Here is a 24,023-nt window from a genome sequence, read left to right as displayed (position 1 = left end):
CAGACACTACATGGAGTTGGTTATGCCGGTATTTACCCGTTTGTTTCAGCCACTGATCAGGAGTGTCGTGCTTTTGTCCGCCATCACGATTTCAAGCGTCCACGCAGCCGACAAGATTGATCTGATTATCGACACCGATCCTGGTGCAGATGATGTCGTCGCGTTACTGCTGGCGCTGGCCTCGCCCGAGCAGCTGAATGTGCTGGCCATTACCACCGTGGCGGGCAATGTGCGGCTCGACAAGACCTCGCGCAATGCTCGCCTGGCCCGGGAGTGGGCAGGGCGCGAAGAGGTTCCGGTGTATGCCGGGGCGCCCAAGCCTCTGGTGCGCACGCCGATCTACGCCGAGAACATCCATGGTCAGGAGGGGGTGACCGGGGTGCCGGTCCATGAGCCTGCCAAAGGGCTTGAGCCGGCCAATGCGGTTAACTACCTGATCGATACCTTGCGTGCGGCCAAGCCAGGCAGCGTGACCATTGCCATGCTCGGCCCACAGACCAACCTGGCACTGGCCTTGATCCAGGCGCCCGATATCACCAAGGGCATCAAGGAAGTCGTGGTGATGGGCGGGGCCCATTTCAATGGCGGCAATATCACGCCGGTAGCCGAGTTCAACCTCTATGCCGACCCGCATGCGGCAGAGGTGGTTTTGCACAGCGGCGTGAAACTGACCTATGTGCCCCTTGATGTCACCCACAAGATCCTCACCAGCGAAGCACGCCTCAAGCAGATCGCGGCGCTGGGCAACACGGCCGGCAAGCTGGTGGGGGATATTCTCAATGAATACGTCAAAGGCGACATGGTTCACTACGGCTTGCCGGGCGGGCCTGTACACGATGCCAGCGTGATCGCCTACCTGCTCAACCCCGGGTTGTTCTCCGGGCGCGAAGTCAATCTGGTCGTGGATACCCGTGAAGGTCCCACGTTTGGCCAGACCATTGCGGACTGGTACAACACCCTGAATCAGCCAAAAAATGCCTTTTGGGTTGAAAACGGCGACGCCCAGGGGTTTTTTGACTTGCTGACGGAGCGCCTGGGCCGCTTGAAATAAGCTGCGCGTGCCCGGGTTCAGGTCAGTTTTGCCAGTTCCGTATGGCGATATTTTTCGAACACCTGGCTGACAAAAGCGCGTGCGGCCTCCGTGCCAAGCTCTTTGACCAAAAGGTCGATGCCGATGATCGCCAGCTCTTCAGGGCTGCCCGGGCTATAAGAGCACTGTCCTTGATGCCACTTGGCCTTGATATCTGCGTCGATGCTGACTGTTGTCATGGGGTGCTCATGAGAGGGGCGTGAAAGAGCGATTTTAGCAAAAAGTCGCTGTGACGCCATCGACAGAGCCGGGTTAATCGCGTCATGGGGCATTTGCTGTGTCAAATTGCCCATCGGCGCGCTGGTGCGTGCCACACTTGCATTTTTTTCCAGAGGTGCATGCGCCATGCAAATTGATTTGAACGCCCCTGACGGCCTTACCCTGGCGTCGGTACGCCAGTTGCTGGCTTCGGCCAGTGACGATGGCCACACGCAGTTGCGTGTGACGCGCGCGGGTGTTGCCTTTATTTCTTCTGGCGTGGTGGGCGGTGCAGATATAGACGGGCTGCTGTTTCGCCTGGAGACCTGGGCAGCAGGCTCAGGTTATGTCGGAAAAATTGCGGCCAGTGATGAGGTCTGGGTGATGCAAATTTTCAATGCGTTAAAAGACAACTGGCCTAACCCGCCATTTGACTACATTGATGTGTACTAATTCTTACACATATTTGGCAATGATTAGAGGCGTACGCTACATGCCTGCTCGGGCAAACTGCCTGCGCGTTGGCTAAACAGAGGGTGCTGACAGGCACCATGCAACCTATATGCGAAAAAGCTGTCGCAAAGGTTCAGACTTTTTTACTTAAGGAGGCTTCATGTCTTGGAAGCTAGTGTCATTGGGTTCGTTGTTGGCGGTCGTAGCGCTGTCCGGGTGCAGTACGTCAGGTTCGGGCAGTGAGCCCGCTGCCGAGGCAGGGCATAGCCGCTGTGATGCCAGTGCAGCTGCCTTTGTCATCGGCAAGAAAGCATCGGCCGAACTGCTGGAGCAGGCTCGCATCAAAGCCGGTGCGCAGAATGCACGCGTCTTGATGCCCCACGATGTCATGACGCTCGAGTACCGCTCGGATCGTTTGAACCTGAACACGGATGACCAGGCGGTCATTACCCGCGTGAACTGCGGCTAACGTTCTGTCAGGCATAAAAAACCCCGTCACATGGACGGGGTTTTTTTGTTCGAAGGAGATTTACTCCGGACGAACCTGTGCAGCTTGCATACCCTTTTGGCCTTTCTCAGCCACGAAGGAAACGGTCTGGCCTTCTTTCAGGCTTTTGAAACCGTCGCTTTCGATAGCTTTGAAGTGTACGAACAGGTCGTCACCGCCACCTTGAGGAGTGATGAAGCCGAAGCCTTTTTCATCGTTGAACCATTTTACGGTGCCGGTTTGGCGATTAGACATGGTGTATCTCCAAGAAACTTATATTTTCAGTAGTACTGTGCTGCTCAGGCCAACTGGGCACACCGAGCTATCATAGTCGAAATGTGCGCTTTGGAACCCCCCCTGAACCACAGTTTGCTGCGATGTTAGCTTCGGTCTGCTGCCTGAAACGCTCGAAGCCCCCGGTTTCCGGGGGCTTGAGGGTTAAACGGGCTTGGAAAAAAAGCACTCGCGAATGAATATTTTTTACGCGAAAAATGGTTTCTGGCCATTTTTGCCCTGAATCAGGCCCGAATTCGCTCTGCAGCCAGGTCTATTTTTTCGCGCGGCAGGCCTGGATTGCGTCCAGCGCCTTGGTTCGCAGCTCTGCACTCGGCTGGGTGGTCTTGCTCATCAGTTGGGTGATTTCAGCCGTGCTGAACTTTTCGGACAGTTTTTCCGCGCCGCATGCACAGTGTTGCTGGGCGGTCTTGACGTCGACACTTTGGCTTGCCGCCGCTACGCAGTCCTTCATGTAGTCGTTTTTTGCGCCTGCTGGCCAATTATCGGCTTGGGCGCTCAGGGGTAACAGCAGTGCCAAGGGTGCTGCGAAGGCGAGTAAGCGGATCGTGCGCATAAGTTGCTCCTTGTAAGCATGAAAGCCGAGTGTGTATCACTGAGTATCTGAAAGGTGAGTGCAGCTCAAGTTCACCGCTTTGTAAAAAAGTACCCTTTATTTTGGATGCGGGGCAGGGTGCGCAACAGGCAGCGTACATCTGTGCTAGCATGCCGCCCTTGGCTTTTTTTGCGTTTGCATGCTCGCGCAGTTGCAACCCAGAGCCATCAACCCTATTTATTTGAACTCCAGTCACTCTGGTTCGGTTTCCGGTTGGCCGCAAGGCTCCTGCCACTGTGAGGCAGGCAGACCACCGAATCGCGTACTGGCTCATCCCAACCCACGTGACCTTTGGTAGGGGTCACCACTAGGAGAGGAGGCGCCATGCCAACTATTACTCTTCCCGACGGCAGTCAACGTTCTTTCGATCATCCGGTATCCGTGGCCGAGGTTGCCGCGTCCATTGGCGCAGGCCTGGCCAAAGCCACCGTGGCCGGCAAGGTCAACGGCAAGCTGGTTGATGCCTGTGACCTGATCGAACATGACGCCACCTTGCAAATCATCACGCCCAAGGATGAAGAGGGGCTGGAAATCATTCGTCACTCTTGCGCCCACCTGGTCGGCCATGCAGTGAAGCAACTGTTCCCTACGGCCAAAATGGTCATCGGGCCGGTGATTGACGAAGGTTTTTATTACGATATCGCCTATGAGCGTCCGTTCACTCCGGATGACATGGCCGCTATCGAGCAGCGCATGCAGCAGCTGATCGAAAAAGACTACGACGTCATCAAGAAAGTGACGCCGCGTGCCGAAGTCATCGAGCTGTTTGCCGCGCGTGGTGAAGACTACAAGCTGCGCCTGATCGAAGACATGCCGGACGAGCAGGCGATGGGCTTGTACTTCCATGAAGAATACGTCGACATGTGCCGTGGCCCTCACGTGCCCAACACACGCTTCCTGAAGTCGTTCAAGCTGACCAAGCTGTCGGGCGCCTACTGGCGCGGCGATGCCAAAAACGAGCAGCTGCAGCGTATCTACGGCACGGCCTGGGCTGACAAGAAGCAACTGGCAGCCTACGTTCTGCGTATCGAAGAAGCCGAAAAGCGTGACCACCGTAAAATCGGCAAGCGCCTTGGCCTGTTCCATACCCAGGAAGAAGCGCCGGGCATGGTGTTCTGGCACCCGAACGGCTGGACCCTGTACCAGGTACTTGAGCAGTACATGCGCAAAGTACAGCGCGACAATGGCTACCTGGAGATCAAGACTCCACAGGTCGTCGATCGCAGCCTGTGGGAAAAGTCCGGTCACTGGGCCAACTACGCCGAAAACATGTTTACTACCCAGTCGGAAAGCCGCGACTACGCGATCAAGCCGATGAACTGCCCTTGCCACGTGCAAGTGTTCAACCAGGGTCTCAAGAGCTACCGTGAGCTGCCGCTGCGCCTGGCCGAGTTCGGTGCCTGCCACCGCAATGAGCCGTCGGGTGCCCTGCACGGCATCATGCGCGTGCGCGGCTTTACCCAGGACGATGCACACATCTTCTGTACGGAAGAGCAGATGCAGGCCGAGTCCGCCGCCTTTATCAAGCTGACCCTGGATGTCTATGCCGACTTCGGCTTCAAGGACATCGAGCTCAAGCTGTCGACACGTCCTGAAAAGCGTGTGGGCTCCGATGAACTGTGGGATCGTGCCGAAAGTGCATTGGCCTCAGCCCTTGATAGCGCGGGTCTGCCATACGACTTGCAGCCGGGTGAAGGTGCCTTCTACGGGCCGAAGATTGAATTTTCTCTGAAAGATTGTCTGGGTCGTGTCTGGCAGTGTGGTACCCTGCAGCTCGATTTCAACCTGCCGATCCGTCTTGGCGCAGAATATGTGTCCGAAGACAACAGCCGCAAGCACCCGGTTATGTTGCACCGCGCGATCCTTGGATCGTTCGAACGCTTTGTCGGTATCCTGATCGAGCATTACGAAGGTGCGTTCCCTGCATGGCTTGCGCCGACGCAGGCAGTGATCATGAATATCACTGACAAACAGGCAGATTTTGCTGCTGAAGTTGAAAAAACTCTCAATCAGAGCGGATTTCGTGCCAAGTCTGACTTGAGAAATGAAAAGATCGGCTTTAAAATCCGCGAGCATACTTTGCTCAAGGTTCCCTATCTCTTGGTTATCGGAGATCGGGAAGTCGAGATGCAGACTGTCGCTGTGCGTACACGTGAAGGTGCTGACCTGGGCTCGATGCCCGTCGCGCAATTCGCTGAATTCCTCGCACAAGCGGTTTCCCGGCGTGGTCGCCATGATTCGGAGTAATTATTATTAAGCGTGAAATGAGACAAGATAAACGAGCTGCACCGAAAGCCCCGATCAACGAGAATATCTCGGCACGCGAGGTTCGGTTAATTGGGGCTGAAGGCGAGCAGCTTGGGATTGTGTCAATTGAAGACGCGCTTCTTAAAGCTGAAGAGGCCAAACTGGACTTGGTGGAAATTTCCGCTGATGCAGTACCCCCAGTTTGCAAGCTGATGGACTACGGCAAATCGATCTTCGAAAAGAAGAAGCAGATTGCTGCTGCAAAGAAAAACCAGAAACAGATTCAGGTTAAAGAAATCAAGTTTCGTCCAGGGACGGAGGAAGGGGATTACCAGGTAAAACTGCGCAACCTGGTACGTTTCCTGAGTGATGGGGACAGGGCCAAGGTATCGCTACGATTCCGCGGCCGTGAGATGGCCCACCAGGAGCTGGGTATGGAACTGTTGAAGCGGGTTGAAGCTGACCTTGCGGAATACGGTACCGTCGAACAGCATCCTAAGATGGAAGGACGCCAGCTGATCATGGTCATCGCCCCGAAAAAGAAGAAGTAATCAATAGGGCACGGCAGGCCTTCTGATTATGTTTATCAACTGAATGCGGAGTATCCGAACATGCCAAAGATGAAGACTAAAAGTGGTGCTGCTAAGCGGTTTCTGAAAACTGCTAACGGTATCAAGCACAAGCACGCTTTCAAGAGCCACATCCTGACCAAAATGTCGACCAAGCGTAAGCGTCAACTGCGCGGTAGCAGCTTGCTGCATCCGTCTGACGTGGCAAAAGTCGAGCGCATGCTGCGCCTTCGTTAATTTTTGGTTAAGACTAGAGGAAGTAACTCATGGCTCGTGTAAAGCGTGGCGTTGTCGCCCGTAAACGTCACAAAAAAATTCTGAAACTGGCTAAAGGCTACTACGGCGCACGCTCACGCGTATTCCGTGTTGCCAAGCAAGCGGTAATCAAGGCAGGCCAATACGCCTACCGTGACCGTCGTCAGAAAAAACGTCAGTTCCGCGCTCTGTGGATCGCTCGTATCAACGCTGGTGCTCGTATCAACGGTCTGTCTTACAGCCGTTTCATCGCCGGCCTGAAAAAAGCTTCCATCGAGATCGACCGTAAGGTTCTGTCTGATCTGGCAGTGAACGAAAAAGCGGCGTTTGCTGCGATTGTCGAGAAAGCTAAAGCCACTCTGGCTTAAGTACCCCCGACAGTCATTCGGGCTTGCCTGTGCAAGCCCGGGTGCTAAACGTCATAAATAGGGGAAGAGCCTTCAAGCTCTTCCCCTATTTTGTATCTGGAGTCTGTACATGGAAAACCTGGATGCGCTGGTCTCTCAAGCACTAGAGGCTGTGCAAAGCGCTGAAGATATCAATGCCCTGGAGCAAATCCGGGTTCAATACCTTGGTAAAAAGGGTGAATTGACTCAGGTGATGAAGACCCTGGGCAATCTGCCGGCAGAAGAGCGTCCGCAAGTCGGTGCGCTGATCAACGTTGCCAAGGAGCGTGTCACAGAGGTTCTCAATGCGCGCAAGGCGTTGTTTGAAGAGGCCGAACTGGCCGCCAAACTGTCTGCCGAGTCCATTGATGTGACCCTGCCTGGCCGTGGCCAGACCTCTGGCGGTCTGCATCCGGTAACCCGGACTCTGGAACGTATCGAACAGTTCTTTACCCACATTGGCTACGGCATTGCCGAAGGCCCTGAGGTTGAAGACGACTATCACAACTTCGAGGCGCTCAACATCCCAGGCCATCACCCGGCCCGGTCGATGCATGACACCTTCTATTTCAATGCCAACATGTTGTTGCGCACCCATACCTCGCCGGTACAGGTCCGCACCATGGAATCCAAAAAGCCGCCGATCCGCATCGTCTGCCCGGGCCGTGTGTATCGTAGCGACTCCGATATCACCCATTCGCCGATGTTCCACCAGGTTGAAGGCCTGCTGGTCGATCGCGATATCAACTTCGCGGACCTGAAAGGGACCATCGAAGAGTTCCTGCGGGTGTTCTTCGAAAAAGAACTGGCCGTGCGTTTCCGTCCATCCTACTTCCCGTTCACCGAGCCTTCCGCTGAAGTGGATATGGAATGTGTGATGTGCAGCGGTAAAGGCTGCCGTGTCTGCAAGCAGACTGGCTGGCTGGAAGTCATGGGCTGCGGCATGGTTCATCCGAACGTGCTGCGCATGTCCGGGATCGATCCGGAAGAGTTCTCGGGCTTTGCCTTCGGCATGGGCGTTGAGCGTCTGGCCATGCTGCGTTACGGCGTGAACGACTTGCGTCTGTTCTTCGACAACGACTTGCGGTTCCTCGCGCAATTTCGCTAGTCGTAACGAATTCTTAGGAGAGCAGGATGAAATTCAGTGAACAATGGCTGCGTGGTTGGGTAAACCCGCAGGTAGGTCGCGACGAGCTGGTTGCTCGTCTGTCGATGGCCGGTCTTGAGGTCGACAGCGTTACGCCGGCCGCCGGTGTATTCAGTGGTGTGGTGGTGGGCGAGGTGTTGAGCACCGAGCAGCACCCAGATGCCGACAAGCTGCGCGTTTGCCAGGTCAGCAATGGTGCCGAGACGTTTCAGGTAGTGTGCGGCGCGCCCAACGTGCGCCCTGGCTTGAAAATTCCGTTCGCCATGATCGGTGCTGAACTGCCGGGCGACTTCAAGATCAAGAAGGCCAAGCTGCGTGGCGTTGAGTCCAACGGCATGCTGTGCTCGCAAGCAGAGCTGCAAGTGGGCGAGGGCAATGACGGCCTGATGGAGTTGCCGGCTGATGCGCCGGTGGGCGAAGACATTCGTGTGTACCTGGGTCTTGAAGACGCCAGCATCGAAGTCGACCTCACGCCGAACCGTGGCGACTGCCTTTCGCTGGCAGGTCTGGCCCGTGAAGTGGGCGCTCTGTACAACGCCCCGGTCACTCGCCCGGTGGTTGCGCCAGTTGCTGCGGTACACGAGGAAGTGCGTCCGGTTGAAGTGCTTGCACCTGCCGCGTGCCCGCGCTACCTGGGCCGTGTGATCCGCAATGTCGACCTGTCCCGGCCAACGCCGCTGTGGATGGTTGAGCGCCTGCGTCGCGCTGACGTGCGCAGCATCGATGCCGCTGTCGACATTACCAACTATGTCATGCTGGAACTGGGTCAGCCGCTGCACGCGTTCGACCTTGCCGAGATCAATGGCGGCATTCGTGTGCGCATGGCCGAAGAAGGCGAGAAGCTGGTACTGCTCGACGGCCAGGAAGTCACCCTGCGCAGCGACACGCTGGTTATTGCCGACCATACCCGTGCCCTGGCTATTGCCGGCGTAATGGGTGGCGAGCACAGCGGTGTGACCGACAAGACCCGCGACGTATTTCTTGAAAGCGCTTTCTTTGATCAGATCGCTGTCGCTGGCAAGGCCCGCTCCTACGGCCTGCACACCGACGCTTCGCACCGCTATGAGCGTGGCGTGGACTGGAAGCTGGCGCGTGAAGCCATGGAGCGCGCCACTGGCTTGCTGCTGGACATCACTGGCGGCGAAGCTGGCCCGATCATCGAAACTGTAAACGAGCAGTACCTGCCATCGATTGCGCCAATCACCCTGCGTGCTGCGCGTATCAGCCAGATGCTGGGCATGGAAATGGACTCGGCGGAAATTGAGCGCCTGCTCAGTGCCCTGGGCCTGACCATTACCGCTGAAGGTGAAGGGCAGTGGCGTGTAGAAGTGCCTAGCCATCGTTTCGATATCAGCCTGGAAGTTGATTTGATCGAAGAGCTGGCGCGCCTTTACGGCTACAACCGCTTGCCGGTTCGTTATCCGCAGGCCCGACTGGCACCGCAAGCCAAGGCCGAAGCGCGCAGTGACCTGCCGGAACTGCGTCGTCTGCTGGTAGCACGCGGTTATCAGGAAGCGATCACCTACAGCTTTATCGACCCGAAACAGTTCGAACTGTTCAGCCCGGGTGTTGAACCGCTGCTGCTGGCCAACCCTATCTCCAACGACATGGCTGCCATGCGTGCCTCGTTGTGGCCAGGCCTGGTCAAGTCATTGCAGCACAACCTGAACCGTCAGCAAGATCGCGTTCGCCTGTTTGAAAGCGGCCTGCGTTTTGTTGGTCAGCTGGAAGGCCTGAAGCAAGAGCCGATGTTGGCTGGCGTGGTGTGTGGCAGCCGTTTGCCTGAAGGCTGGGCACAAGGTCGCGATGTTGTCGACTTCTTTGACGTCAAGGCTGATGTTGAAGCGGTGTTGGGTTTTGCTGGTGCACTGGATGCATTCACCTTTGTGCCGGGCAAACATCCTGCCCTGCATCCGGGCCAGACTGCACGTATCGAGCGTGACGGTCGCGAAGTTGGCTATGTCGGTGCCATCCACCCTGAACTGTCCAAAAACCTTGGTCTTGACCGTCCAGTGTTTGTTTTTGAACTGGTTCTGGCAGAAGTCGCGGCAGGTAAAATGCCGAAATTCCATGAGTTGTCGCGCTTTCCTGAAGTGCGTCGTGACCTGGCGTTGTTGGCCGATCGTGACGTAGCAGCCAGTGCCGTACTGGATGTAATTCGTGAAAATGCAGGCGAATGGCTGACAGACCTAAGGTTATTTGATGTTTACCAGGGTAAAGGCATTGATCCGCATAGAAAAAGCCTTGCGGTTGGCTTGACCTGGCAGCATCCATCGCGCACTCTTAATGACGATGAGGTGAACGCCACAACGCAAAATATCCTCACCTCGCTTGAACAAAGGTTGAACGCCACGTTAAGGAAGTGACGTATGGGGGCTCTGACAAAAGCTGAGATGGCGGAACGTCTTTATGAAGAGTTGGGCCTGAACAAACGCGAGGCCAAAGAATTGGTCGAGCTGTTTTTTGAAGAAATCAGGCACGCTCTTGAAGACAACGAGCAGGTCAAATTGTCGGGTTTTGGCAATTTTGATCTGCGTGACAAGCGACAGCGGCCAGGCCGCAATCCGAAAACGGGAGAAGAAATCCCGATCACGGCTCGCCGTGTAGTCACTTTTCGTCCAGGGCAGAAGTTGAAGGCCCGAGTAGAGGCTTATGCTGGAACCAAGTCATAACGACGAGCTCCCGCCGATCCCGGGCAAACGCTACTTCGCCATCGGCGAAGTTAGCGAGCTGTGCGGTGTAAAACCGCACGTGCTGCGCTACTGGGAGCAAGAATTTCCTCAGCTCAACCCCGTAAAACGTCGCGGAAACCGCCGGTATTATCAGCGCCAGGATGTGCTGATGATCCGGCAGATTCGAGCGTTGCTTTATGATCAAGGTTTCACTATTGGAGGGGCGCGCTTGCGGCTTTCCGGTGATGAAGCCAAAGATGACACCACGCAGTACAAGCAGTTAATTCGGCAAACGATTAGCGAGCTTGAAGATGTTTTGCAGGTCCTGAAAAAATAACCAAAGCGTTTTAAAATACTTTCGTATTTCAAAAGCTTAAGGTATATTTCTCGACGTTCTAGCAAGTTGTAACGCCTAGTCGGGGCGTAGCGCAGTCCGGTAGCGCACTAGCATGGGGTGCTAGGGGTCGAGTGTTCGAATCACTCCGTCCCGACCATATTCTGTAAGGGAATCAAGGGTTTAGGCCTTTGATTCCCTTTCTCGTTTCTGCCTTGCGCAAAACTGGCGCAAAATGGGCGCAAAACTAACCGGTGATTTCGCTGATATTCAGGTCTGGAATCGCATCCGACCAGATCACATCGGCGTGGTCTTTCTGGTAGTTCTTGGTCATCGTCTCGCTGGCATGGCCCGCAATGGATTGACCATCTTTACCGGCTCTTTTGTACAGGTGCAGCGACAGCGCACGCACTTCGTGGAAGCCTGGCATTTCCTCTTCTTTCCAGTCTGCATAGCAGCCGGCAATTTCCCGCGCTTCTTTAAAAGAGCGCGTTAGAAAGCGATCCTCAACCTTAGTCCAGTGCTCTTTGGTCTGCGCCTGCTTCTGCAGCAATCGTTGCGGCTTGCGATGAATCAAGAAGGGTGAGGCGACGCTATCTCGGCAACGGGTTATTACGGCCTGCAACTCATCAGTTACCTTAAATCGAATCCACGCCGTATCACTGGCCTTGGCTGTCTTCTTTTGTACCAGGTACAGGAAACCATCCCTTACTCCATCAAAGCGCATGTCCAGAATGTCTGAGCGCCGCTGAGCAGTGATCAGCGCTAAGTCGATGGCGTTGCGCAGCCAGGGTGGGGCCACCTCCCTGATCGCCTTCAGACCTTCCACGGTATGGCGTCTGCGTTGCTTCTTCTCGATACGGTTAATGGTGCTCGATGCCGGGTTGTCCGGGCATAAGCCTTTGGACGCGGCATGATTGAAAATGTCCACCAACAGAGCGCGGCTTTGATTGGCGCTCCTCGGGGTCAGTGTGTCCAGGAACTCGGCAACCATGCGTATGGTGATTTGATCGACTGCTTTGCCCTCAAAATGCTTTCGGAAGCGTCTGAAGTGAACGGCATACAGTCCGAGCGTACCCTTGGCCAGTTCGCGGGGAGGTAAGATCTCGGCTTCGTATTTATCCAGAAAGCCTGCAAAGGACCCTGATGGATTACCCATGACAGAGCGGACCAGATCGGCGCCTTGCATGAAGGCCAGGTTGAGCTGTTTTGCGGCATCAATTGCCCTGATCCGATCGGTACCGAATTGAAACCACTTACCGTCGCTGGGGCGACGGTAGCGGTAGGTCGAACGGCGTGGATCAAAGTACAGGTTCTGCGGCAGGTGCTTGTTCGCACTATTGCGTGGCCGTGGAGCCATCAGGCAACTCCTCTTAGCACCATAGCGACCAGGTCGTTGCCTTCAGCTATGTTCAGTGCGTTCCAGTCCACATACCAGAGCGAGCCTATCTGCTCGCCCGGCAGCTTTCCGTTGCGGATGTAATTGCGTATGGCTTGCGAGCAGAGCGGTGTCCCGTTCTCACCCCAGCGGCGGCGTTGGTATTCGCTAATTTTGATCAGCTCTTTACGCATGGCCATCCCCTTTGATAGCGGTGCCTGGGTGCGTATACCCCACCACAAGCTGCGCGGGCGGGCGATTTTGAGCGCTTAGCGGGGCATCAATGCGCGCTGCCTCGCGCAGCTTTATGTGGGGTATAAGCACCCCCGCAGTGGCGCGAAAAGCTTTAGTAATGCCTGCTGCTGCGCAGCAGAGACTGTTTTTTACAGGCGTATCGATCCCACTGGTGTTGCGGAGCAAAGCGGGCAGGGGTAGGCAGTTGGTCAGTGAGTGCGTCATGCCGCTTTTCTCCGGGTGCGGTATTCAGGGTGATGCTTGCGGCCATCGGCCAGGCCGTTGCGGTAGCCGAGCCAATAGAGCAAGGCCGCGCTCAATGTCAAAAAGATCAGTGCGCTGATCTGGGTCGGGGTCATGTGGTGTGCTCCTGGTGCGGCGCCGGTGGTGGCAGCGCTGGCTAGTCGTCTTTATCCGGTGTGCCGCTTTGCGGTCTGGCCAGCTCCTCGTCAGCCTTGTAGGCGCGAATATCAATCAGCGCGGCAACGTGGCGGATGTGAGCGAACTTCGGCGCCTTGCGGCTGCTGTCGAGTGTGATTACGGGTATTTGAATCCGGCCGCTGATGATCTCTGCCGCAAAAGACTGCTCGTTGAGGTGGCGAAAGTACTGCACGCGCAGCTTGTCGAGGGGGATCAGCACGTCACCAAAATTGCGGTACAGCAGCTCTACGGTGTCCGCATCCGGTGCTGGCAGCAGCCGTAGAGGGCTTTGGTTGGCATTAGTCATGGGCTGGTGTGCTCGGTTTTGGTTGGAGCCGGGCCGGGTGGTTCCAGGCATTCAGGCAGTGTCGCTTGGTCAGTTCGCGCAAATGCTCCGGCACTTCAAGGAGCGCAGCGTTGCGCTCCTCGCGTGTCGGCATGGCCACGATCTGCCGAGCGTATTCCCTAGGCCACGTCACGGTGATCAGCTGGAATTGCTGGAATTGCTGGAAGGGTCAGGCCCAACTGCTCGGCCAGCCAAGCGATGCCAGACTGACGTACCCGGGTTGATTGGCTGTACTGCATGCCGAGTTCGGCGTGAAACCAGTTGCTGTCCTTTATCCGCAAATACTCACGGTCCCTAACCGGGAAGGCAGGCAGGTTGCGTTCGTTGAGCAGTCCTTTTTCGCGCATCAACTTGATCAGTTTTGGCCGGGTAGTGCCTAGGCACGCAGCGGCTTTGGAGAGGGTGCGTTCCATAACACCCCCTAGGCTGCGAGCGCGGTAGAAGTCGCCGACGCGACTAAGTGATCGAGCGACTGAAGCAGCCGGCTAAAGCTGTGCTGGTCGTCGCCATAAGCGGTAAAGCACTGAGTGCGCGGGTAACTGTCGCCGGCGATCAGTATCGCCGTGATGCCTTTACGGCTCTGTGTGCGATGCACTGCCAAGCTGACAGCTTCATCCAGACCGACATCGAGTAACAACGAGCCACCTTTGCGCACCAGTTTCTGCAGCAACTCTTGTTGATTGGCATCCAGTAGCTGGCCGCGATCGACAGATTCAGCACGCACGCGCGGTGTTGCTGGCTCGGCAGTGTCCATGCGGCCGTTGGCGATGGACTCAATAAAGTCAGCGAGTACCAGGTGTGTGTCTTTGTCGGGGTCGTAAACCGTCAGGCTGTGCTTCTCTTCGCCGGAAACAATGGTGAAAAGCGTGCCAGAGGAGCCGCGCTCAACCTGCAGTACGAAGATCAACGGCAGGTTGGTATTTTTGAAGCTGCACGAGTGGCGAAACGTGCCGTTCAAATTGACCTGCGCAGCCAGCAGGCGAAGGGTTTTATCAGCCAAAAAAAACCGGTTCATGCTGCATGCCCTCCGTTGTTTGGATCGAACGGGGCAGGGCTGTTGCTGTGCGGGACCAGTCGGGGTTTGTGGTTGTGAAGGATGACTAGACAGCCGGTGGTGGCTTGCAGCTGCTCGATCAGTCGACGGTTACTGGCGCACGCTGGGTGGACGTGCAGGGTTGCTGTGGTGTGCATGGTGTTGCCTCGCTCTGTGGTGGGAGAGTGAGACGATAATAACCTGAAAGGTTAATTTTACAAGAAAAAATGCTCTATTTGGTTTTTTGGTTCAGGCGCTAACGGGATAGAGCATCAAGGTTTGGCCTTATTAATCGGTTGATGTCATAGTGATGTCAAAATAAGAGCGTGAGTACTATGACGTTATTTACTACTGAGTTAGATGAGCTGGTTTCGAATATTGAAGCGTTATCATTTACAGTTGATAACATAACTAGGAGCTTCTCTACTACTCCTCTTTTTTCACCTATGTTGTCTCCCCAGGTGGCTGGTAAAAAGAGTATTGATTTAGAAAAGCGGGAAAGAGTTTTCCAAACGACAACCCCGGTATTTATCAGGCGAATAGACTTTATTGGTGAGGCTTATAAGAGTATTGAACTGTGTTTGTATACTTCAGAAGGTAAGTCAAAAGCTTTAACTGTAGAGGTGGGCTCAAGAGGTGGCTGGGTATCAGTGAATGAGTTCTGTTCAAAGTTTTCTATTCGTACGAAAGGAGTTCTTGCAAGGCCTAAGTTGTCGACAATTACTATTTATGGCTTTGAGTTCACTAGGCCAAAAGATATGCGCTCTACGCTAGTTGAGTTTGCATCTGCCGCCTATAAAGTTACTACACATGTTAAAGAGTCGAAGGAGGCTGTTGCTGCGCTAGAAGTTAAGCATGAAACCTTGTCTGAAGAGATTGATGAATATGTAGATGTTATTTCAAAACAGACTAAGGAGTCTGAGGAGTTAGATGTTGCAATTAAAAGAGGGAAAAAGAGCCTGAATGAACTTGAGTCCGATGCAGAGGCTTTGAAGGCAGGTCTTAGTAACGTAGTTGTTGAACTACAGGCAAAGCAAAATAATTTACAACAACTAACAAGAGAAACTAAAAATTTAAATGATGGGGTTGCCGACCTTAAACAACAGCTTTCGGGACTCGTAAACGACAGAAGTCTTATCTCAGATGAGTTCTCTGACTATATAAAAGAGGGGAAGGGGCAGGCAGCGGTATATTTGCGGCTGATGGTGGTTCCTGCGTTTGTTATTGGGTTGGGTGTGGCAGTGATATTTAATGGTGCAGGGAATTTCCTATCTGCTCATTATGTGAGTGCTGCGGATGTTGTTGCTGCATTTTTTTTGCGCCTTCCCTTTGCAGCAGTTGTAGGTGGGGCAATCTACTATTCTTGGCGGATAGCTCATGCCTTCATGGTCAAGATTTTTTCTATTCAGGAAGAACGCCTTGCTTTGGCAAAATTGCTCATTTTGGCAAAGAATACAGTTTTTTCGACTGCTGAAGATTTAGGGATAGATCCTGCTGAAAAGTTTCATTTGAGAACTAGATTGAAAATAGAAATGTTGAAGTCACACTTGGCCAAAGATTTAGGATCTAAAATTAATATGTCTGAGTTAGATACTTCTAATAAGAGCGAAGCTGCACCTGCACCTGCACCTGCACCTGCACCTGCACCTGCACCTGCACCTGTGGATGATGTTTATAACAGTTGAAATACCCGCTATAAATCTGAAATCTTCCACCTAGCCCGCCCACAAATGCTCCACTCTTCAGTCATCCGAATAATGCGCTCTGGCCAGTCAGGGTTGAGCGCGTACAGATACAACTCGCTCCCTTCCTGTTTAAGTTGCTTTAGCGTTGTAGCCTCGTCGCGTGTGCGCTTGGCTGCCACAAAGTGGCCAGGGAAAGCGTCAAGCGATGGATCGATAACAACCTTATCGCCTTCCATAAACTTGGGCTCCATGCTGATGCCTTCAACGCGAAGGATGAATGCACGCGGCCCAACCGGTCCAGGTGCTTCGATCCATTCTTCAGCATCGCGCGGATCAAAGTTTTCTTCAGAACTGCACCAGGCGCCTGCAGCGATTGAGCCGATCACAGGCAGTTTCCTGCCGGTGTAGCCCAGTACAGAGCCGTTATCGAAATTTGCAAAACCATGCGGGATGTCGAGCGAGCCGTTAGGCAGGCTGAGGGCTCTTTCAATTTCACGCGCAATTTGATCGCCAATTCCTTTGGTTGGGTTCTTCCCGCCGAAAGCGCTCACTTGCGCAGGCGCTTTGCCGAGCAGCTCGGCAATGTCGATCAGGCGTAGTTTTTTTTCGGCCAGGATCTGGCGGAAATTGTGCAGGCGAGTATCTGAAATTCTCATGCAGTGATTGTGCCCAGATTAACCTATGGGGTGAATGTCCTTAGAGGTATTGCAATAGTTAACCTTTGTGGTTAAATTGCGTCACCCGGAGGTACACCACATGAAATTGCGTGACTACATCGACAGCTTAGATTCAGACGCACTGCAGGCTTACGCCGGGCGTTGCAAGATCGCGGTCAACTACCTGCGTTTGCACGTTAAGTACGCCAGCAAAGACCCAAGCGTTTCGCTGATCAAGTCATTGACCCGCCAAAGCGAAGGTCGTGTATCGCTCGCTGAGGTTCTTGATCACTTCGGTGTGACGGAAACCAAGGCGGCCTAGATAGAAAAAAGGCGACCAATAAGGCCGCCCATTTCCTCCCAGCACACACCACCACAGTGTCGCCGGGTCGCGGTCAAGGTAGGCGGGCACACCACATGCAATTCCGCCTCCCTTAACCGCGCTTTCCAAGGCTCGGAAGCTTTGGGTTGCTGCCTTCTCCACCACAGATCAGGCAGCTGTTGCGCCAGAGGTGAGCGACGGATCGCTCGCCTCGGCACGGTGCCGGTTTCGATCTTAAGAATCTAGACCGGCTTTTTGGGCCCTTACAAGCCACGCGGCAAATGTACCACCACAGCACGCCGCGCGGCACTGGCAACATTCAAGGATTAATGCCATGAGCCGTATTGCTCTTAGTTGCACCCAACGAGCGCGCCGCGAAATTCTGCCGCTCGATCTGGCCCTGTATCACGCTGCCCGCGACTACCCGGGTGGCGCTGCTGCCATCGCCGCCACCACCGGCCGTAATCCCACCACGCTGCAGCACAAGCTGTCTCCGACCCACCCAAGCCACACGGTGAATGTTCAAGAATTCGCCGAGATCCTGGAGCTGACTAAAGACCGCCGCATCCTGGATGCGGTGCATGCGTTGGTGGGCGACACGATCTGGCAGGAACTGGCCGAAGCCTATACCGACGATATACCCGAAACGCTGACCACTGGCCTTGCCGTGTATTTCCGGCAGGTAGCCGATTTGGCTGATACCTGGGCCAAGAGCATCGGCGACGGTGTGGTCAATGACCGCGAACTGGCCGAGATCCGCTTGCAGGTGTTTCGCGGTATTCAGGGGCTGCTGGGCATGTTCAATCGCGCCTGCTACGTCAACTCGACTACGCGGGGTACTGACCGTGGCTGATATCGCAGATTTTGCTAATGACCTGGTGCAGGAGCGTATCGACATAGCGCTGGCAGCGCGCAAAGCGCAGCCGGTGTTTGCGTCTTACGAGTTTTGTGTGGACTGCGATTCATCAATTCCCTTGGCCCGCCGTTTGGCCGTCACCAGTTGCACGCGCTGTGCAGCCTGCCAACAACTGAATGAACAAATAGGTACCCGTTATGCTCGATGACGTTCTGGGTCAATTTGCTGACCACGGCCTTGAGCCTGCGCAACCACTCACGTTCGGCAAGCTGACCCGCTGTAAGACCACGCAGGACAAGGGCAAAGAGAAAAACGGCTGGTATGTGATTCATGAACATCGCACCGAGAAAAACGAGACGCTGATTTTCGGCAGCTTCGGTGACTGGCGTTCGGGCGACAGCAACAAGATCAAGGTCAAGGCCGGGCGTATGAGCCAGGAAGAGCGCGACGTAATGCGCGCTCGTCAAGAGGAAGGTAAACGCCGCGCTGCCGAGATTGCCGCGGACGCCGCACGGCGTGCTGCCAATCGTGCATCTGGCCTGTTCAAGCGCATGCCGGAGAAGGGCCGTAGCGCCTACCTCGATCGTAAACAGATCGTCGGCATGGGCGTGCGTTACGCCCCGCGCTCCGGGGCGGTATTGGTGCCGATGAGCAATGTGCGGGATCAGATCGTTGGGCTGCAGGTTATCTACCCGGAGAAGCAGCAGGACACTGGCCGCGACAAGTCCTATTGGCCCTATGGCATGTCCAAGGAGGGCGCCTTCCACCTGATTGGCCCACATCCTGAGCCCGGTGAACCGGTCCTTGTATGTGAGGGCTACGCCACCGGCGCAAGCCTGCATATGGCCACCTCTTTGACGGTGGCTATCGCGTTTGACGCGGGTAATTTGAGCGTGGTGGCCAAGGCCATGCGCGAGCGTTTCCCGGGCCGCGCCCTGATCGTCTGCCGCGACGATGACTGGAAGACCAAACGCGCCAACGGCGAGCCTTGGAACCCGGGCGAAGACAAGGGCAGCAACGCGGCCTTGATCGTTGGCGGCCAGGTGGTTGGCCCGGTCTTTTCGGGCGAGCGCGAGATCAAGTGGACCGACTTCAACGATCTGCATTGTGCCGAAGGGTTGGACGCTGTCCGCCGCCAGGTGTTGTCGGTGGTCAGGCCGCCGGCTGCAGGTGGCTGGAAAGACCAACTGGCACGTACTGAAAACGGCTCATTGATCGCCCATATGCAAAACGTCGAACTGATCCTGGGCAACGATGAGCGCTGGGCCGGTGTGATCACCTTCAGCGCCTTCAGCTCAAAGATCGTCAAATTGCGCACACCTCCCTATGGCGGTGGCACGGGGGACTGGGGCGATATCGACGATATCCGGGTGATGAAGTGGCTGGCCCAGCAGTACAACCTGCGGGTCAAAGCCTCCAGCGTGATCGAGGCGGTCAGCGTTGTGGCCCATGACAATTCCTTTCACCCGGTGCGCAACTACCTGAACAAGTTGGAATGGGACCGCGTGCCGCGTCTCGACACCTGGCTCAACACGGTCATGGGTGTGACCCAAAGCGGTTACAGCGCCAAGGTCGGTAAGCGTTGGATGATCTCGGCGGTCGCACGGGTAATGCGGCCGGGCTGCAAGGCTGACTCAGTGATGATCCTTGAAGGCGGGCAGGGCGAAGGCAAGTCCACGGCCATGAGCATCCTCGGCGGCGACTGGTTTATGGATACGCCGTTTGCCCTGGGCGACAAGGACGGCTTTCAGGCGATCCGTGGCAAATGGATCATCGAACTGGGCGAACTGGACAGCTTCAACAAGGCCGAGAGTACCAAGGCCAAGCAGTTCTTCTCAGCGTCCACAGACACCTACCGCGAGAGCTACGGACGCAGAACAAATGACGTGCCACGCCAGTGTGTTTTCGTGGGTACCACCAACCAGGACGAATACCTCAAAGACGCCACGGGCAACCGCCGTTATTGGCCGGTGGCCTGCACTAAGGTCGATCTGGAGCAACTGCGCGAGATCCGTGACCAACTCTGGGCTGAGGCGATGTTTTGCTACAAGGCCGATGAGATCTGGTGGGTTAACCGCGACGAAACTGCGATGTTCTCCGAAGCCCAGGACGAGCGCTTTGTGGTGGATGAATGGGAAGGTCCGATCTTGACCTGGCTGGAAGAGTCGCAGATCGGTGAAACCACCAGCGGCAGCGAAGTACTGGCCAGCGCACTCAAACTCGACTTCGGCCATTGGGGCAAGCCCGAGCAAATGCGTGTCGGCGCGATTATGCACCGGCTTGGATGGCGTCGTGTGCGCCTGCCAGCCCTGGCAAAAAGCGGGCAGCGTCCCTGGGCGTACAAAAAGCCTGATAACTGGGGTGGCCACTCAGCCCTGCAGGTGCAGAAGATCGAGGAGCCTTGCTTTGATTAAGCACATCGACGCCATGCTCAAACTGTGGGCAGAGGATCTGCACAGCGCAGCGCCCGAAAGCACTGGCAGCGGCAACATGATTGCCATGCTGATGGAAACCAAGGGCGAGCTGATTCGCGGCACGCGGGGCAGTCGGGTACTGCTCGATGAGTCGGCCGACATTGAGTTGATCGTCAATAAACACCTTCCGCCGCAGTTGTCGGTGGTGGTGCGCGAGCACTACTGCAACCACGACAGCTTCCTGTCGCAGAAGATCACTCACTGCGGGTGCTGCCGGAAAACCTACTACGAGCGACTGCACGAAGCTCATGAGTGTATTGCTGAACTGCTGCTTGGGAAAAAAGCTGCGTGATCGATGCCTCTCCCTTTGCCCACCCATTATCTATGGCCCACCTTGTCCCGCTGCTTTCAACAGCAGTGGGTCAAGCGCAGCCCGCGCCGTTACTGGGCTGTCCCACCGTCCCGCCTGTTACTGCCCCTCGCACATGTGAGCGTAGCGGGCAGCAATACGCGCGTTTCACGCGCATGCGTGTTCTTAATAATCTTTCTATATACGAGGAAAAAGTAAAAGAAGTAGGACAGTAGGGCACAGCCTTTGATTTAGGCTCTCTCCCTTGTCCCACCTTGATCCTGAGCAGTGGGGCAGGGCAGACAGCCCCCAAAAGCGCTAGCCGGGATGATGTATTCGCCGACATTCGCCGGGCGTTCAGCTGCCTAGCCTACTTATTCGCCGGTGGCATTAAAACCTGCTTGCTGCCAGTAAATTCCACCTGTAAAAAGTAGTCATCTTCGATAGGTGCGACCGCAGAGAGCGGCCGACACCCACCACTAAACCCGGCCATTGCGCCGGGTTTTTTGCGTTTAGGGGCAGGCAATGACAACAGAGCAACAAGCGTTAGCGGATATGCCGATCTGGCTGGTGATTGCACTGTCCTTGATCGGTGGGGTGTCGGGTGAGATGTGGCGAGCTGACAAGGATGGCGCCCGGGGTTGGTCACTGGTGCGGCGCCTGGCCTTGAGGTCAGGTGCCTGTATCGGCTGCGGGCTGTCCACGATGATGCTGCTGCATGCCAACGGCGTGTCGATCTGGGCGTCATCGGCGGTGGGTTGCCTCACGGCGATGGCCGGGGCAGACGTCGCCATCGGCCTTTACGAGCGCTGGGCCGCCAAACGCCTCGGGGTTTGTGAAATTCCACCCCGTTCGGACCAATCAGAATAACTCTCGTCTCTCAAATCCTGCCGGGGACCCTGGGCATTTTCCACGGGTACGGGGCAGGAAACCCGCGGGAAATCGTTAGTGGCTGGGTTTCAAAGTTAGTTGACCACAGTTGACTGGTTGACCAGTTGACTCGGTATTAAAAGGGACGACCACATGGCGTTTTTGACACGTAAGGAATACGGCGAACTGAAGGGTTGGTCCAAACAACACATCAGCAAGCTGATTCAAAATGATCGTCTGGTTTTGAATGAAGCAGGTCTTGTGGATGTTGACGCCAGTGAGCAGTTTCTGGCGATGACTCGTGACCCCAGCAAGGCTGGTGTGAGCGCTCGTCATGCTCAGGGCAAGCAGGCCAGTGCTCCAGCTACTGCGCCGATTCACCCTCCGGCTAACGCCTCGCTTCCGTCTATTCCTGACTACCAGCGTTCCCGGGCACGTCGTGAACACGCTCAGGCGGAACAGATCGAAGCCCAGGTCCGAAAAGAAAACGGCTCCCTAGTGGAGGCGAGTGTGGTTGATAAGGCGGCCTTTGAAGCAGGCCGCATGCTGCGGGACCTTCTTCTCGGACTGCCACCGCAGATTGCCTCTGAATTGGTTGCGTTGACCGATCCTTGGGAAATCGAAAAACACCTGACTACTTCTATTCGCAGAACGCTTGAAGACGCTGAACGCATGTCCATCAGTGATCTTTCCCGAGCACTCACCAAGAGCTGATCTTATGCACTTTCCATACGCTGACGGAACGGAGGTTTACCGTTTGGCGTATTACCGTGGCTTGCGTCCAGACCCAGACCTCTGGGTTGATGAATGGGCAGACGAGTACATGCGTATTCCTCGCAGTGTCGGTGCTGCTGAGCCAGGTCAATATCGAACCGCCCGCACTCCATACGCCCGGGAGCCCATGCGCTGTTTGTCACCGGCTCACCCCTGCAAACGCGTGGTTACGATGGTGGCTTCGCAGTTGATGAAAACCCAGATAGCGCTGAACTGGATTGGTGCCCTGATCCACATGTCGCCGTCGAACATTCTGACGCTACTCCCCACACTCAAACTCGCGTCGCGGGTTTCATCCCGGATAAGCAAGACCATCGACGCCACCCCCGTGCTGCGCGAAAGAGTGGCTGCGCCGAGGTCGCGCGATGCCAAGAATACTCAGGACACCAAGGAGTTTGAGGGCGGCACTCTGTATGCAGTTACTGCAGGCTCCGCCGCCAACCTTGCGGAGCTGGCCGCCCGGTTTATTTATGGAGATGAGATTGACCGTTGGGAGGTCGACGTAGGCAACGAAGGTGATCCGGTAAAACTGGCCGAAATTCGGGGCAGTACGTTTGGCAGGAAGGCCAAGTTCTACTTCTCAAGCTCGCCCACGCTGAAAGGTGCTTCACGCATTGCCGATCTATTTGCGATCAGCGACCAGCGTTACTACTACGTCCCATGCCCTCATTGCCGGCACATGCAGATTCTTGAGTGGGAGAACCTCAAATATACGGAGGATTACAGCCGTATTGAGTACCTCTGCAGCGGCCCTGATTGCGGTGCGCTGATTGAAGAGCACCACAAAGGCGAAATGCTGGCCCAGGGCGAGTGGCGTTCCCACGCGGAAGGTGATGGTGAAACTGTAGGGTTCCACCTCAATGCCCTGTACGCCCCCCTGGGGTGGACCAGTTGGTTATCGATGGCGAAGGACTATGACGAGGCCATCGTGAAACAGGCCAGTGGTGATCTGGAGGCTATGCAGGTGTTCTTCAACACCCGGTTAGCCAAGGTCTGGGACAGCACTCAGGAGCAGACCAAGGCGAGCGTTCTTCAGGCCCGTGCTTTGCAGGAAGACTATGTCCTTGGTTCGGTACCGAAGGGTGCATTGATGCTTACGGCTTCGGTCGATGTGCAGGCCAACCGGCTTGAATTCATGGTGATGGGTTGGGGCGTGGGGTTAGAGCGCTGGATCATCGATCACCAAGTCATCATGGGTGATCCCTCAGACGACCGCACCTGGTCCGCGCTCGATGAAAAATTGAAGTCGCGCTATTGGCATCCCTGCGGCGTGGGCTTGTCGATTCTGGCGACGGCTATCGACACCGGGGGACACCACACAAATGAGGTGTACCAGTTCTGCCGTCTGCGGCGGTGGCGCAATGTGTTTGCAATCAAAGGTGCGAGCAAGCCTGGCAAACCACCCATTGCCCAGCGGCCTTCGATGGTCGATGTGACATGGCGTGGCCAGACCGAACGAAACGGCGCCGAGCTTTGGATCGTCGGGACTGATACAGCCAAGGACTGGATCTATAACCGCTACCCGTTTGAAAGCGGTCCTGGTGCATTGCACTTTGCGAAAGATTTGCCGGATGACTTTTTTGCACAGTGTGTGGCTGAGCGCCGGATGACACGTTATGTGAAGGGTAAACCGGTCACTGAGTGGATCAAGGGCAAGTCCGAGCGTAACGAAGCGTTGGACTTGATGGTTTATTGCCTGGCAATGGCCCATTACCTGGGGCTGGATCGCTACAAGGAGCGTGACTGGGACCGAGTTGCCCAGGCGCTGGCTCAGGCTGAGTTGTTTGTTGAAAAAGCCCCGGTAGCTGCATCGGCAGTCGATCAGCCCGTCATTGCTACCGAGCCGGAGATGCATTCACCAACCCCAGAACCTGCTGTACCCGTAGTTCAAACCCAACCAATTGCACGACCCCCTCAACGTCGCAGCTCTAGCAGCGGCTATCTCAAGAGACGCTGATT

Annotated in this window: 31 protein-coding genes and 1 tRNA gene; 21 read left to right on the top strand and 11 right to left on the bottom strand. The window is 55.6% G+C overall.

Annotated elements, in window-relative coordinates; all coding sequences use genetic code 11:
• The first annotated feature begins 22 nt into the window (after positions 1-22).
• Positions 23-1,051, top strand: a complete 1,029-nt coding sequence (locus BLU25_RS05665) for a nucleoside hydrolase (RefSeq protein WP_016781412.1) — start codon at positions 23-25, stop codon at positions 1,049-1,051.
• 17 nt (positions 1,052-1,068) lie between these two features.
• Here the strand turns inward: BLU25_RS05665 and BLU25_RS05660 are convergent, their stop codons facing one another.
• Positions 1,069-1,269, bottom strand: coding sequence for a hypothetical protein (locus tag BLU25_RS05660; protein ID WP_016781411.1), 201 nt, complete (start codon positions 1,267-1,269; stop codon positions 1,069-1,071).
• A gap of 166 nt (positions 1,270-1,435) precedes the next feature.
• On the opposite strand from BLU25_RS05660, the gene BLU25_RS05655 reads away from it, so the two are divergent.
• Positions 1,436-1,741 (top strand): hypothetical protein, encoded by a 306-nt coding sequence (locus BLU25_RS05655; RefSeq protein ID WP_016781410.1) that lies wholly within the window; start codon positions 1,436-1,438, stop codon positions 1,739-1,741.
• A gap of 160 nt (positions 1,742-1,901) precedes the next feature.
• Positions 1,902-2,210: an I78 family peptidase inhibitor gene (locus tag BLU25_RS05650; RefSeq protein WP_016781409.1), complete on the top strand. Its 309-nt coding sequence runs from the start codon at positions 1,902-1,904 to the stop codon at positions 2,208-2,210.
• 60 nt (positions 2,211-2,270) lie between these two features.
• On the opposite strand, the gene BLU25_RS05645 is transcribed toward BLU25_RS05650, so the two are convergent.
• A complete protein-coding gene (locus BLU25_RS05645) occupies positions 2,271-2,483 on the bottom strand; it encodes a cold-shock protein (RefSeq protein ID WP_003179963.1) in 213 nt (70 codons plus the stop codon).
• Positions 2,484-2,775: 292 nt separating this feature from the next.
• On the bottom strand, positions 2,776-3,078 hold the full coding sequence (locus BLU25_RS05640; protein WP_016781408.1) for a hypothetical protein: 303 nt from the start codon (positions 3,076-3,078) through the stop codon (positions 2,776-2,778).
• A gap of 363 nt (positions 3,079-3,441) precedes the next feature.
• On the opposite strand from BLU25_RS05640, the gene thrS reads away from it, so the two are divergent.
• The 9 genes from thrS (at position 3,442) to BLU25_RS05590 (ending at position 10,887) form a co-directional block, all read left to right on the top strand.
• A complete protein-coding gene (thrS, locus tag BLU25_RS05630) occupies positions 3,442-5,364 on the top strand; it encodes a threonine--tRNA ligase (RefSeq protein ID WP_016781407.1) in 1,923 nt (640 codons plus the stop codon).
• Complete coding sequence (gene infC / locus BLU25_RS05625; protein WP_169844844.1) at positions 5,364-5,915, top strand: translation initiation factor IF-3; 552 nt, start codon at positions 5,364-5,366, stop codon at positions 5,913-5,915. The genes thrS and infC overlap by 1 nt, the downstream gene beginning before the upstream one ends.
• A gap of 60 nt (positions 5,916-5,975) precedes the next feature.
• Positions 5,976-6,170: a 50S ribosomal protein L35 gene (gene rpmI, locus BLU25_RS05620; protein WP_002553160.1), complete on the top strand. Its 195-nt coding sequence runs from the start codon at positions 5,976-5,978 to the stop codon at positions 6,168-6,170.
• Positions 6,171-6,199: 29 nt separating this feature from the next.
• Positions 6,200-6,556, top strand: a complete 357-nt coding sequence (gene rplT, locus BLU25_RS05615; RefSeq protein WP_003442184.1) for a 50S ribosomal protein L20 — start codon at positions 6,200-6,202, stop codon at positions 6,554-6,556.
• A 109-nt stretch (positions 6,557-6,665) separates the two neighbouring features.
• Complete coding sequence (pheS, locus tag BLU25_RS05610) at positions 6,666-7,682, top strand: phenylalanine--tRNA ligase subunit alpha (RefSeq protein ID WP_016781405.1); 1,017 nt, start codon at positions 6,666-6,668, stop codon at positions 7,680-7,682.
• Positions 7,683-7,708: 26 nt separating this feature from the next.
• Positions 7,709-10,087: a phenylalanine--tRNA ligase subunit beta gene (gene pheT, locus BLU25_RS05605; protein ID WP_016781404.1), complete on the top strand. Its 2,379-nt coding sequence runs from the start codon at positions 7,709-7,711 to the stop codon at positions 10,085-10,087.
• A gap of 3 nt (positions 10,088-10,090) precedes the next feature.
• Positions 10,091-10,393, top strand: a complete 303-nt coding sequence (gene ihfA / locus BLU25_RS05600) for an integration host factor subunit alpha (RefSeq protein WP_002553164.1) — start codon at positions 10,091-10,093, stop codon at positions 10,391-10,393.
• Positions 10,374-10,730 (top strand): MerR family transcriptional regulator, encoded by a 357-nt coding sequence (locus BLU25_RS05595; protein ID WP_016781403.1) that lies wholly within the window; start codon positions 10,374-10,376, stop codon positions 10,728-10,730. The genes ihfA and BLU25_RS05595 overlap by 20 nt, the downstream gene beginning before the upstream one ends.
• Before the next feature lie 80 nt (positions 10,731-10,810).
• Positions 10,811-10,887 (top strand) — tRNA-Pro (locus BLU25_RS05590).
• 87 nt (positions 10,888-10,974) lie between these two features.
• On the opposite strand, the gene BLU25_RS05585 is transcribed toward BLU25_RS05590, so the two are convergent.
• From BLU25_RS05585 to BLU25_RS05560, 7 genes are all read right to left on the bottom strand, one after another.
• On the bottom strand, positions 10,975-12,087 hold the full coding sequence (locus tag BLU25_RS05585; RefSeq protein WP_016781402.1) for a phage integrase Arm DNA-binding domain-containing protein: 1,113 nt from the start codon (positions 12,085-12,087) through the stop codon (positions 10,975-10,977).
• Positions 12,087-12,299 (bottom strand): hypothetical protein, encoded by a 213-nt coding sequence (locus BLU25_RS05580; RefSeq protein WP_016781401.1) that lies wholly within the window; start codon positions 12,297-12,299, stop codon positions 12,087-12,089. Before BLU25_RS05580 ends, BLU25_RS05585 begins: the two co-directional genes overlap by 1 nt.
• 261 nt (positions 12,300-12,560) lie before the next feature.
• Positions 12,561-12,698 carry a hypothetical protein gene (locus tag BLU25_RS23375; protein ID WP_016781399.1) on the bottom strand — a complete coding sequence of 46 codons (138 nt, stop codon included), beginning with the start codon at positions 12,696-12,698 and terminating at the stop codon, positions 12,561-12,563.
• A gap of 41 nt (positions 12,699-12,739) precedes the next feature.
• Entirely contained in the window at positions 12,740-13,066 is a 327-nt protein-coding gene (locus BLU25_RS05570; RefSeq protein ID WP_016781398.1) for a pyocin activator PrtN family protein, read from the bottom strand.
• Positions 13,059-13,199: a hypothetical protein gene (locus tag BLU25_RS23560; protein WP_169716040.1), complete on the bottom strand. Its 141-nt coding sequence runs from the start codon at positions 13,197-13,199 to the stop codon at positions 13,059-13,061. Before BLU25_RS23560 ends, BLU25_RS05570 begins: the two co-directional genes overlap by 8 nt.
• A gap of 25 nt (positions 13,200-13,224) precedes the next feature.
• Positions 13,225-13,518 carry a phage antirepressor KilAC domain-containing protein gene (locus BLU25_RS05565; RefSeq protein ID WP_016781397.1) on the bottom strand — a complete coding sequence of 98 codons (294 nt, stop codon included), beginning with the start codon at positions 13,516-13,518 and terminating at the stop codon, positions 13,225-13,227.
• An 8-nt stretch (positions 13,519-13,526) separates the two neighbouring features.
• A complete protein-coding gene (locus BLU25_RS05560; protein WP_016781396.1) occupies positions 13,527-14,120 on the bottom strand; it encodes a hypothetical protein in 594 nt (197 codons plus the stop codon).
• Between the two features lie 353 nt (positions 14,121-14,473).
• On the opposite strand from BLU25_RS05560, the gene BLU25_RS05550 reads away from it, so the two are divergent.
• Positions 14,474-15,823, top strand: coding sequence for a hypothetical protein (locus tag BLU25_RS05550; RefSeq protein ID WP_139803940.1), 1,350 nt, complete (start codon positions 14,474-14,476; stop codon positions 15,821-15,823).
• Positions 15,824-15,831: 8 nt separating this feature from the next.
• On the opposite strand, the gene BLU25_RS05545 is transcribed toward BLU25_RS05550, so the two are convergent.
• Positions 15,832-16,479, bottom strand: coding sequence for a LexA family protein (locus BLU25_RS05545; RefSeq protein ID WP_016781394.1), 648 nt, complete (start codon positions 16,477-16,479; stop codon positions 15,832-15,834).
• A 100-nt stretch (positions 16,480-16,579) separates the two neighbouring features.
• Between BLU25_RS05545 and BLU25_RS05540 the strand changes: the two genes are divergently transcribed.
• The 8 genes from BLU25_RS05540 (at position 16,580) to BLU25_RS05505 (ending at position 24,021) form a co-directional block, all read left to right on the top strand.
• Positions 16,580-16,801, top strand: a complete 222-nt coding sequence (locus BLU25_RS05540; protein ID WP_016781393.1) for a hypothetical protein — start codon at positions 16,580-16,582, stop codon at positions 16,799-16,801.
• A 334-nt stretch (positions 16,802-17,135) separates the two neighbouring features.
• Entirely contained in the window at positions 17,136-17,654 is a 519-nt protein-coding gene (locus BLU25_RS05535; RefSeq protein ID WP_016781392.1) for a phage regulatory CII family protein, read from the top strand.
• On the top strand, positions 17,536-17,865 hold the full coding sequence (locus BLU25_RS05530) for a TraR/DksA C4-type zinc finger protein (protein ID WP_371837503.1): 330 nt from the start codon (positions 17,536-17,538) through the stop codon (positions 17,863-17,865). Before BLU25_RS05535 ends, BLU25_RS05530 begins: the two co-directional genes overlap by 119 nt.
• On the top strand, positions 17,855-20,071 hold the full coding sequence (locus BLU25_RS05525) for a virulence-associated E family protein (RefSeq protein ID WP_016781391.1): 2,217 nt from the start codon (positions 17,855-17,857) through the stop codon (positions 20,069-20,071). Before BLU25_RS05530 ends, BLU25_RS05525 begins: the two co-directional genes overlap by 11 nt.
• Positions 20,064-20,423 carry a PA0613 family protein gene (locus BLU25_RS05520; protein WP_016781390.1) on the top strand — a complete coding sequence of 120 codons (360 nt, stop codon included), beginning with the start codon at positions 20,064-20,066 and terminating at the stop codon, positions 20,421-20,423. The genes BLU25_RS05525 and BLU25_RS05520 overlap by 8 nt, the downstream gene beginning before the upstream one ends.
• A 522-nt stretch (positions 20,424-20,945) precedes the next feature.
• A complete protein-coding gene (locus tag BLU25_RS05515; protein ID WP_029611475.1) occupies positions 20,946-21,290 on the top strand; it encodes a phage holin family protein in 345 nt (114 codons plus the stop codon).
• Between the two features lie 153 nt (positions 21,291-21,443).
• Complete coding sequence (locus BLU25_RS05510) at positions 21,444-22,004, top strand: hypothetical protein (RefSeq protein ID WP_016781388.1); 561 nt, start codon at positions 21,444-21,446, stop codon at positions 22,002-22,004.
• A 4-nt stretch (positions 22,005-22,008) separates the two neighbouring features.
• On the top strand, positions 22,009-24,021 hold the full coding sequence (locus BLU25_RS05505) for a phage terminase large subunit family protein (RefSeq protein ID WP_029611474.1): 2,013 nt from the start codon (positions 22,009-22,011) through the stop codon (positions 24,019-24,021).
• Positions 24,022-24,023 lie beyond the last annotated feature (2 nt).

Origin of the sequence: Pseudomonas fragi (assembly GCF_900105835.1) — a bacterium.
Lineage (GTDB): Bacteria > Pseudomonadota > Gammaproteobacteria > Pseudomonadales > Pseudomonadaceae > Aquipseudomonas > Aquipseudomonas fragi.
This window is presented reverse-complemented; position numbering and strand designations above follow the sequence as displayed.

What these genes read in the sequence shown, in the direction of transcription:
- BLU25_RS05580 (WP_016781401.1), bottom strand. Translation starts at nt 12,299, where the DNA reads ATGCGTAAAGAGCTGATCAAAATTAGCGAATACCAACGCCGCCGCTGG.
- BLU25_RS05645 (WP_003179963.1), bottom strand. Translation starts at nt 2,483, where the DNA reads ATGTCTAATCGCCAAACCGGCACCGTAAAATGGTTCAACGATGAAAAA.
- BLU25_RS05565 (WP_016781397.1), bottom strand. Translation starts at nt 13,518, where the DNA reads ATGGAACGCACCCTCTCCAAAGCCGCTGCGTGCCTAGGCACTACCCGG.
- BLU25_RS05560 (WP_016781396.1), bottom strand. Translation starts at nt 14,120, where the DNA reads ATGAACCGGTTTTTTTTGGCTGATAAAACCCTTCGCCTGCTGGCTGCG.
- pheT (WP_016781404.1), top strand. Translation starts at nt 7,709, where the DNA reads ATGAAATTCAGTGAACAATGGCTGCGTGGTTGGGTAAACCCGCAGGTA.
- BLU25_RS05655 (WP_016781410.1), top strand. Translation starts at nt 1,436, where the DNA reads ATGCAAATTGATTTGAACGCCCCTGACGGCCTTACCCTGGCGTCGGTA.
- BLU25_RS05545 (WP_016781394.1), bottom strand. Translation starts at nt 16,479, where the DNA reads ATGAGAATTTCAGATACTCGCCTGCACAATTTCCGCCAGATCCTGGCC.
- BLU25_RS05585 (WP_016781402.1), bottom strand. Translation starts at nt 12,087, where the DNA reads ATGGCTCCACGGCCACGCAATAGTGCGAACAAGCACCTGCCGCAGAAC.
- BLU25_RS05650 (WP_016781409.1), top strand. Translation starts at nt 1,902, where the DNA reads ATGTCTTGGAAGCTAGTGTCATTGGGTTCGTTGTTGGCGGTCGTAGCG.
- BLU25_RS05525 (WP_016781391.1), top strand. Translation starts at nt 17,855, where the DNA reads ATGCTCGATGACGTTCTGGGTCAATTTGCTGACCACGGCCTTGAGCCT.
- BLU25_RS05665 (WP_016781412.1), top strand. Translation starts at nt 23, where the DNA reads ATGCCGGTATTTACCCGTTTGTTTCAGCCACTGATCAGGAGTGTCGTG.
- BLU25_RS23560 (WP_169716040.1), bottom strand. Translation starts at nt 13,199, where the DNA reads ATGCCGACACGCGAGGAGCGCAACGCTGCGCTCCTTGAAGTGCCGGAG.
- BLU25_RS05640 (WP_016781408.1), bottom strand. Translation starts at nt 3,078, where the DNA reads ATGCGCACGATCCGCTTACTCGCCTTCGCAGCACCCTTGGCACTGCTG.
- BLU25_RS05505 (WP_029611474.1), top strand. Translation starts at nt 22,009, where the DNA reads ATGCACTTTCCATACGCTGACGGAACGGAGGTTTACCGTTTGGCGTAT.
- BLU25_RS05510 (WP_016781388.1), top strand. Translation starts at nt 21,444, where the DNA reads ATGGCGTTTTTGACACGTAAGGAATACGGCGAACTGAAGGGTTGGTCC.
- BLU25_RS05530 (WP_371837503.1), top strand. Translation starts at nt 17,536, where the DNA reads ATGACCGCGAACTGGCCGAGATCCGCTTGCAGGTGTTTCGCGGTATTC.
- thrS (WP_016781407.1), top strand. Translation starts at nt 3,442, where the DNA reads ATGCCAACTATTACTCTTCCCGACGGCAGTCAACGTTCTTTCGATCAT.
- pheS (WP_016781405.1), top strand. Translation starts at nt 6,666, where the DNA reads ATGGAAAACCTGGATGCGCTGGTCTCTCAAGCACTAGAGGCTGTGCAA.
- BLU25_RS05535 (WP_016781392.1), top strand. Translation starts at nt 17,136, where the DNA reads ATGAGCCGTATTGCTCTTAGTTGCACCCAACGAGCGCGCCGCGAAATT.
- BLU25_RS05515 (WP_029611475.1), top strand. Translation starts at nt 20,946, where the DNA reads ATGACAACAGAGCAACAAGCGTTAGCGGATATGCCGATCTGGCTGGTG.
- BLU25_RS05550 (WP_139803940.1), top strand. Translation starts at nt 14,474, where the DNA reads ATGACGTTATTTACTACTGAGTTAGATGAGCTGGTTTCGAATATTGAA.
- BLU25_RS05595 (WP_016781403.1), top strand. Translation starts at nt 10,374, where the DNA reads ATGCTGGAACCAAGTCATAACGACGAGCTCCCGCCGATCCCGGGCAAA.
- rpmI (WP_002553160.1), top strand. Translation starts at nt 5,976, where the DNA reads ATGCCAAAGATGAAGACTAAAAGTGGTGCTGCTAAGCGGTTTCTGAAA.
- BLU25_RS05570 (WP_016781398.1), bottom strand. Translation starts at nt 13,066, where the DNA reads ATGACTAATGCCAACCAAAGCCCTCTACGGCTGCTGCCAGCACCGGAT.
- rplT (WP_003442184.1), top strand. Translation starts at nt 6,200, where the DNA reads ATGGCTCGTGTAAAGCGTGGCGTTGTCGCCCGTAAACGTCACAAAAAA.
- BLU25_RS05660 (WP_016781411.1), bottom strand. Translation starts at nt 1,269, where the DNA reads ATGACAACAGTCAGCATCGACGCAGATATCAAGGCCAAGTGGCATCAA.
- ihfA (WP_002553164.1), top strand. Translation starts at nt 10,091, where the DNA reads ATGGGGGCTCTGACAAAAGCTGAGATGGCGGAACGTCTTTATGAAGAG.
- BLU25_RS05540 (WP_016781393.1), top strand. Translation starts at nt 16,580, where the DNA reads ATGAAATTGCGTGACTACATCGACAGCTTAGATTCAGACGCACTGCAG.
- BLU25_RS23375 (WP_016781399.1), bottom strand. Translation starts at nt 12,698, where the DNA reads ATGACCCCGACCCAGATCAGCGCACTGATCTTTTTGACATTGAGCGCG.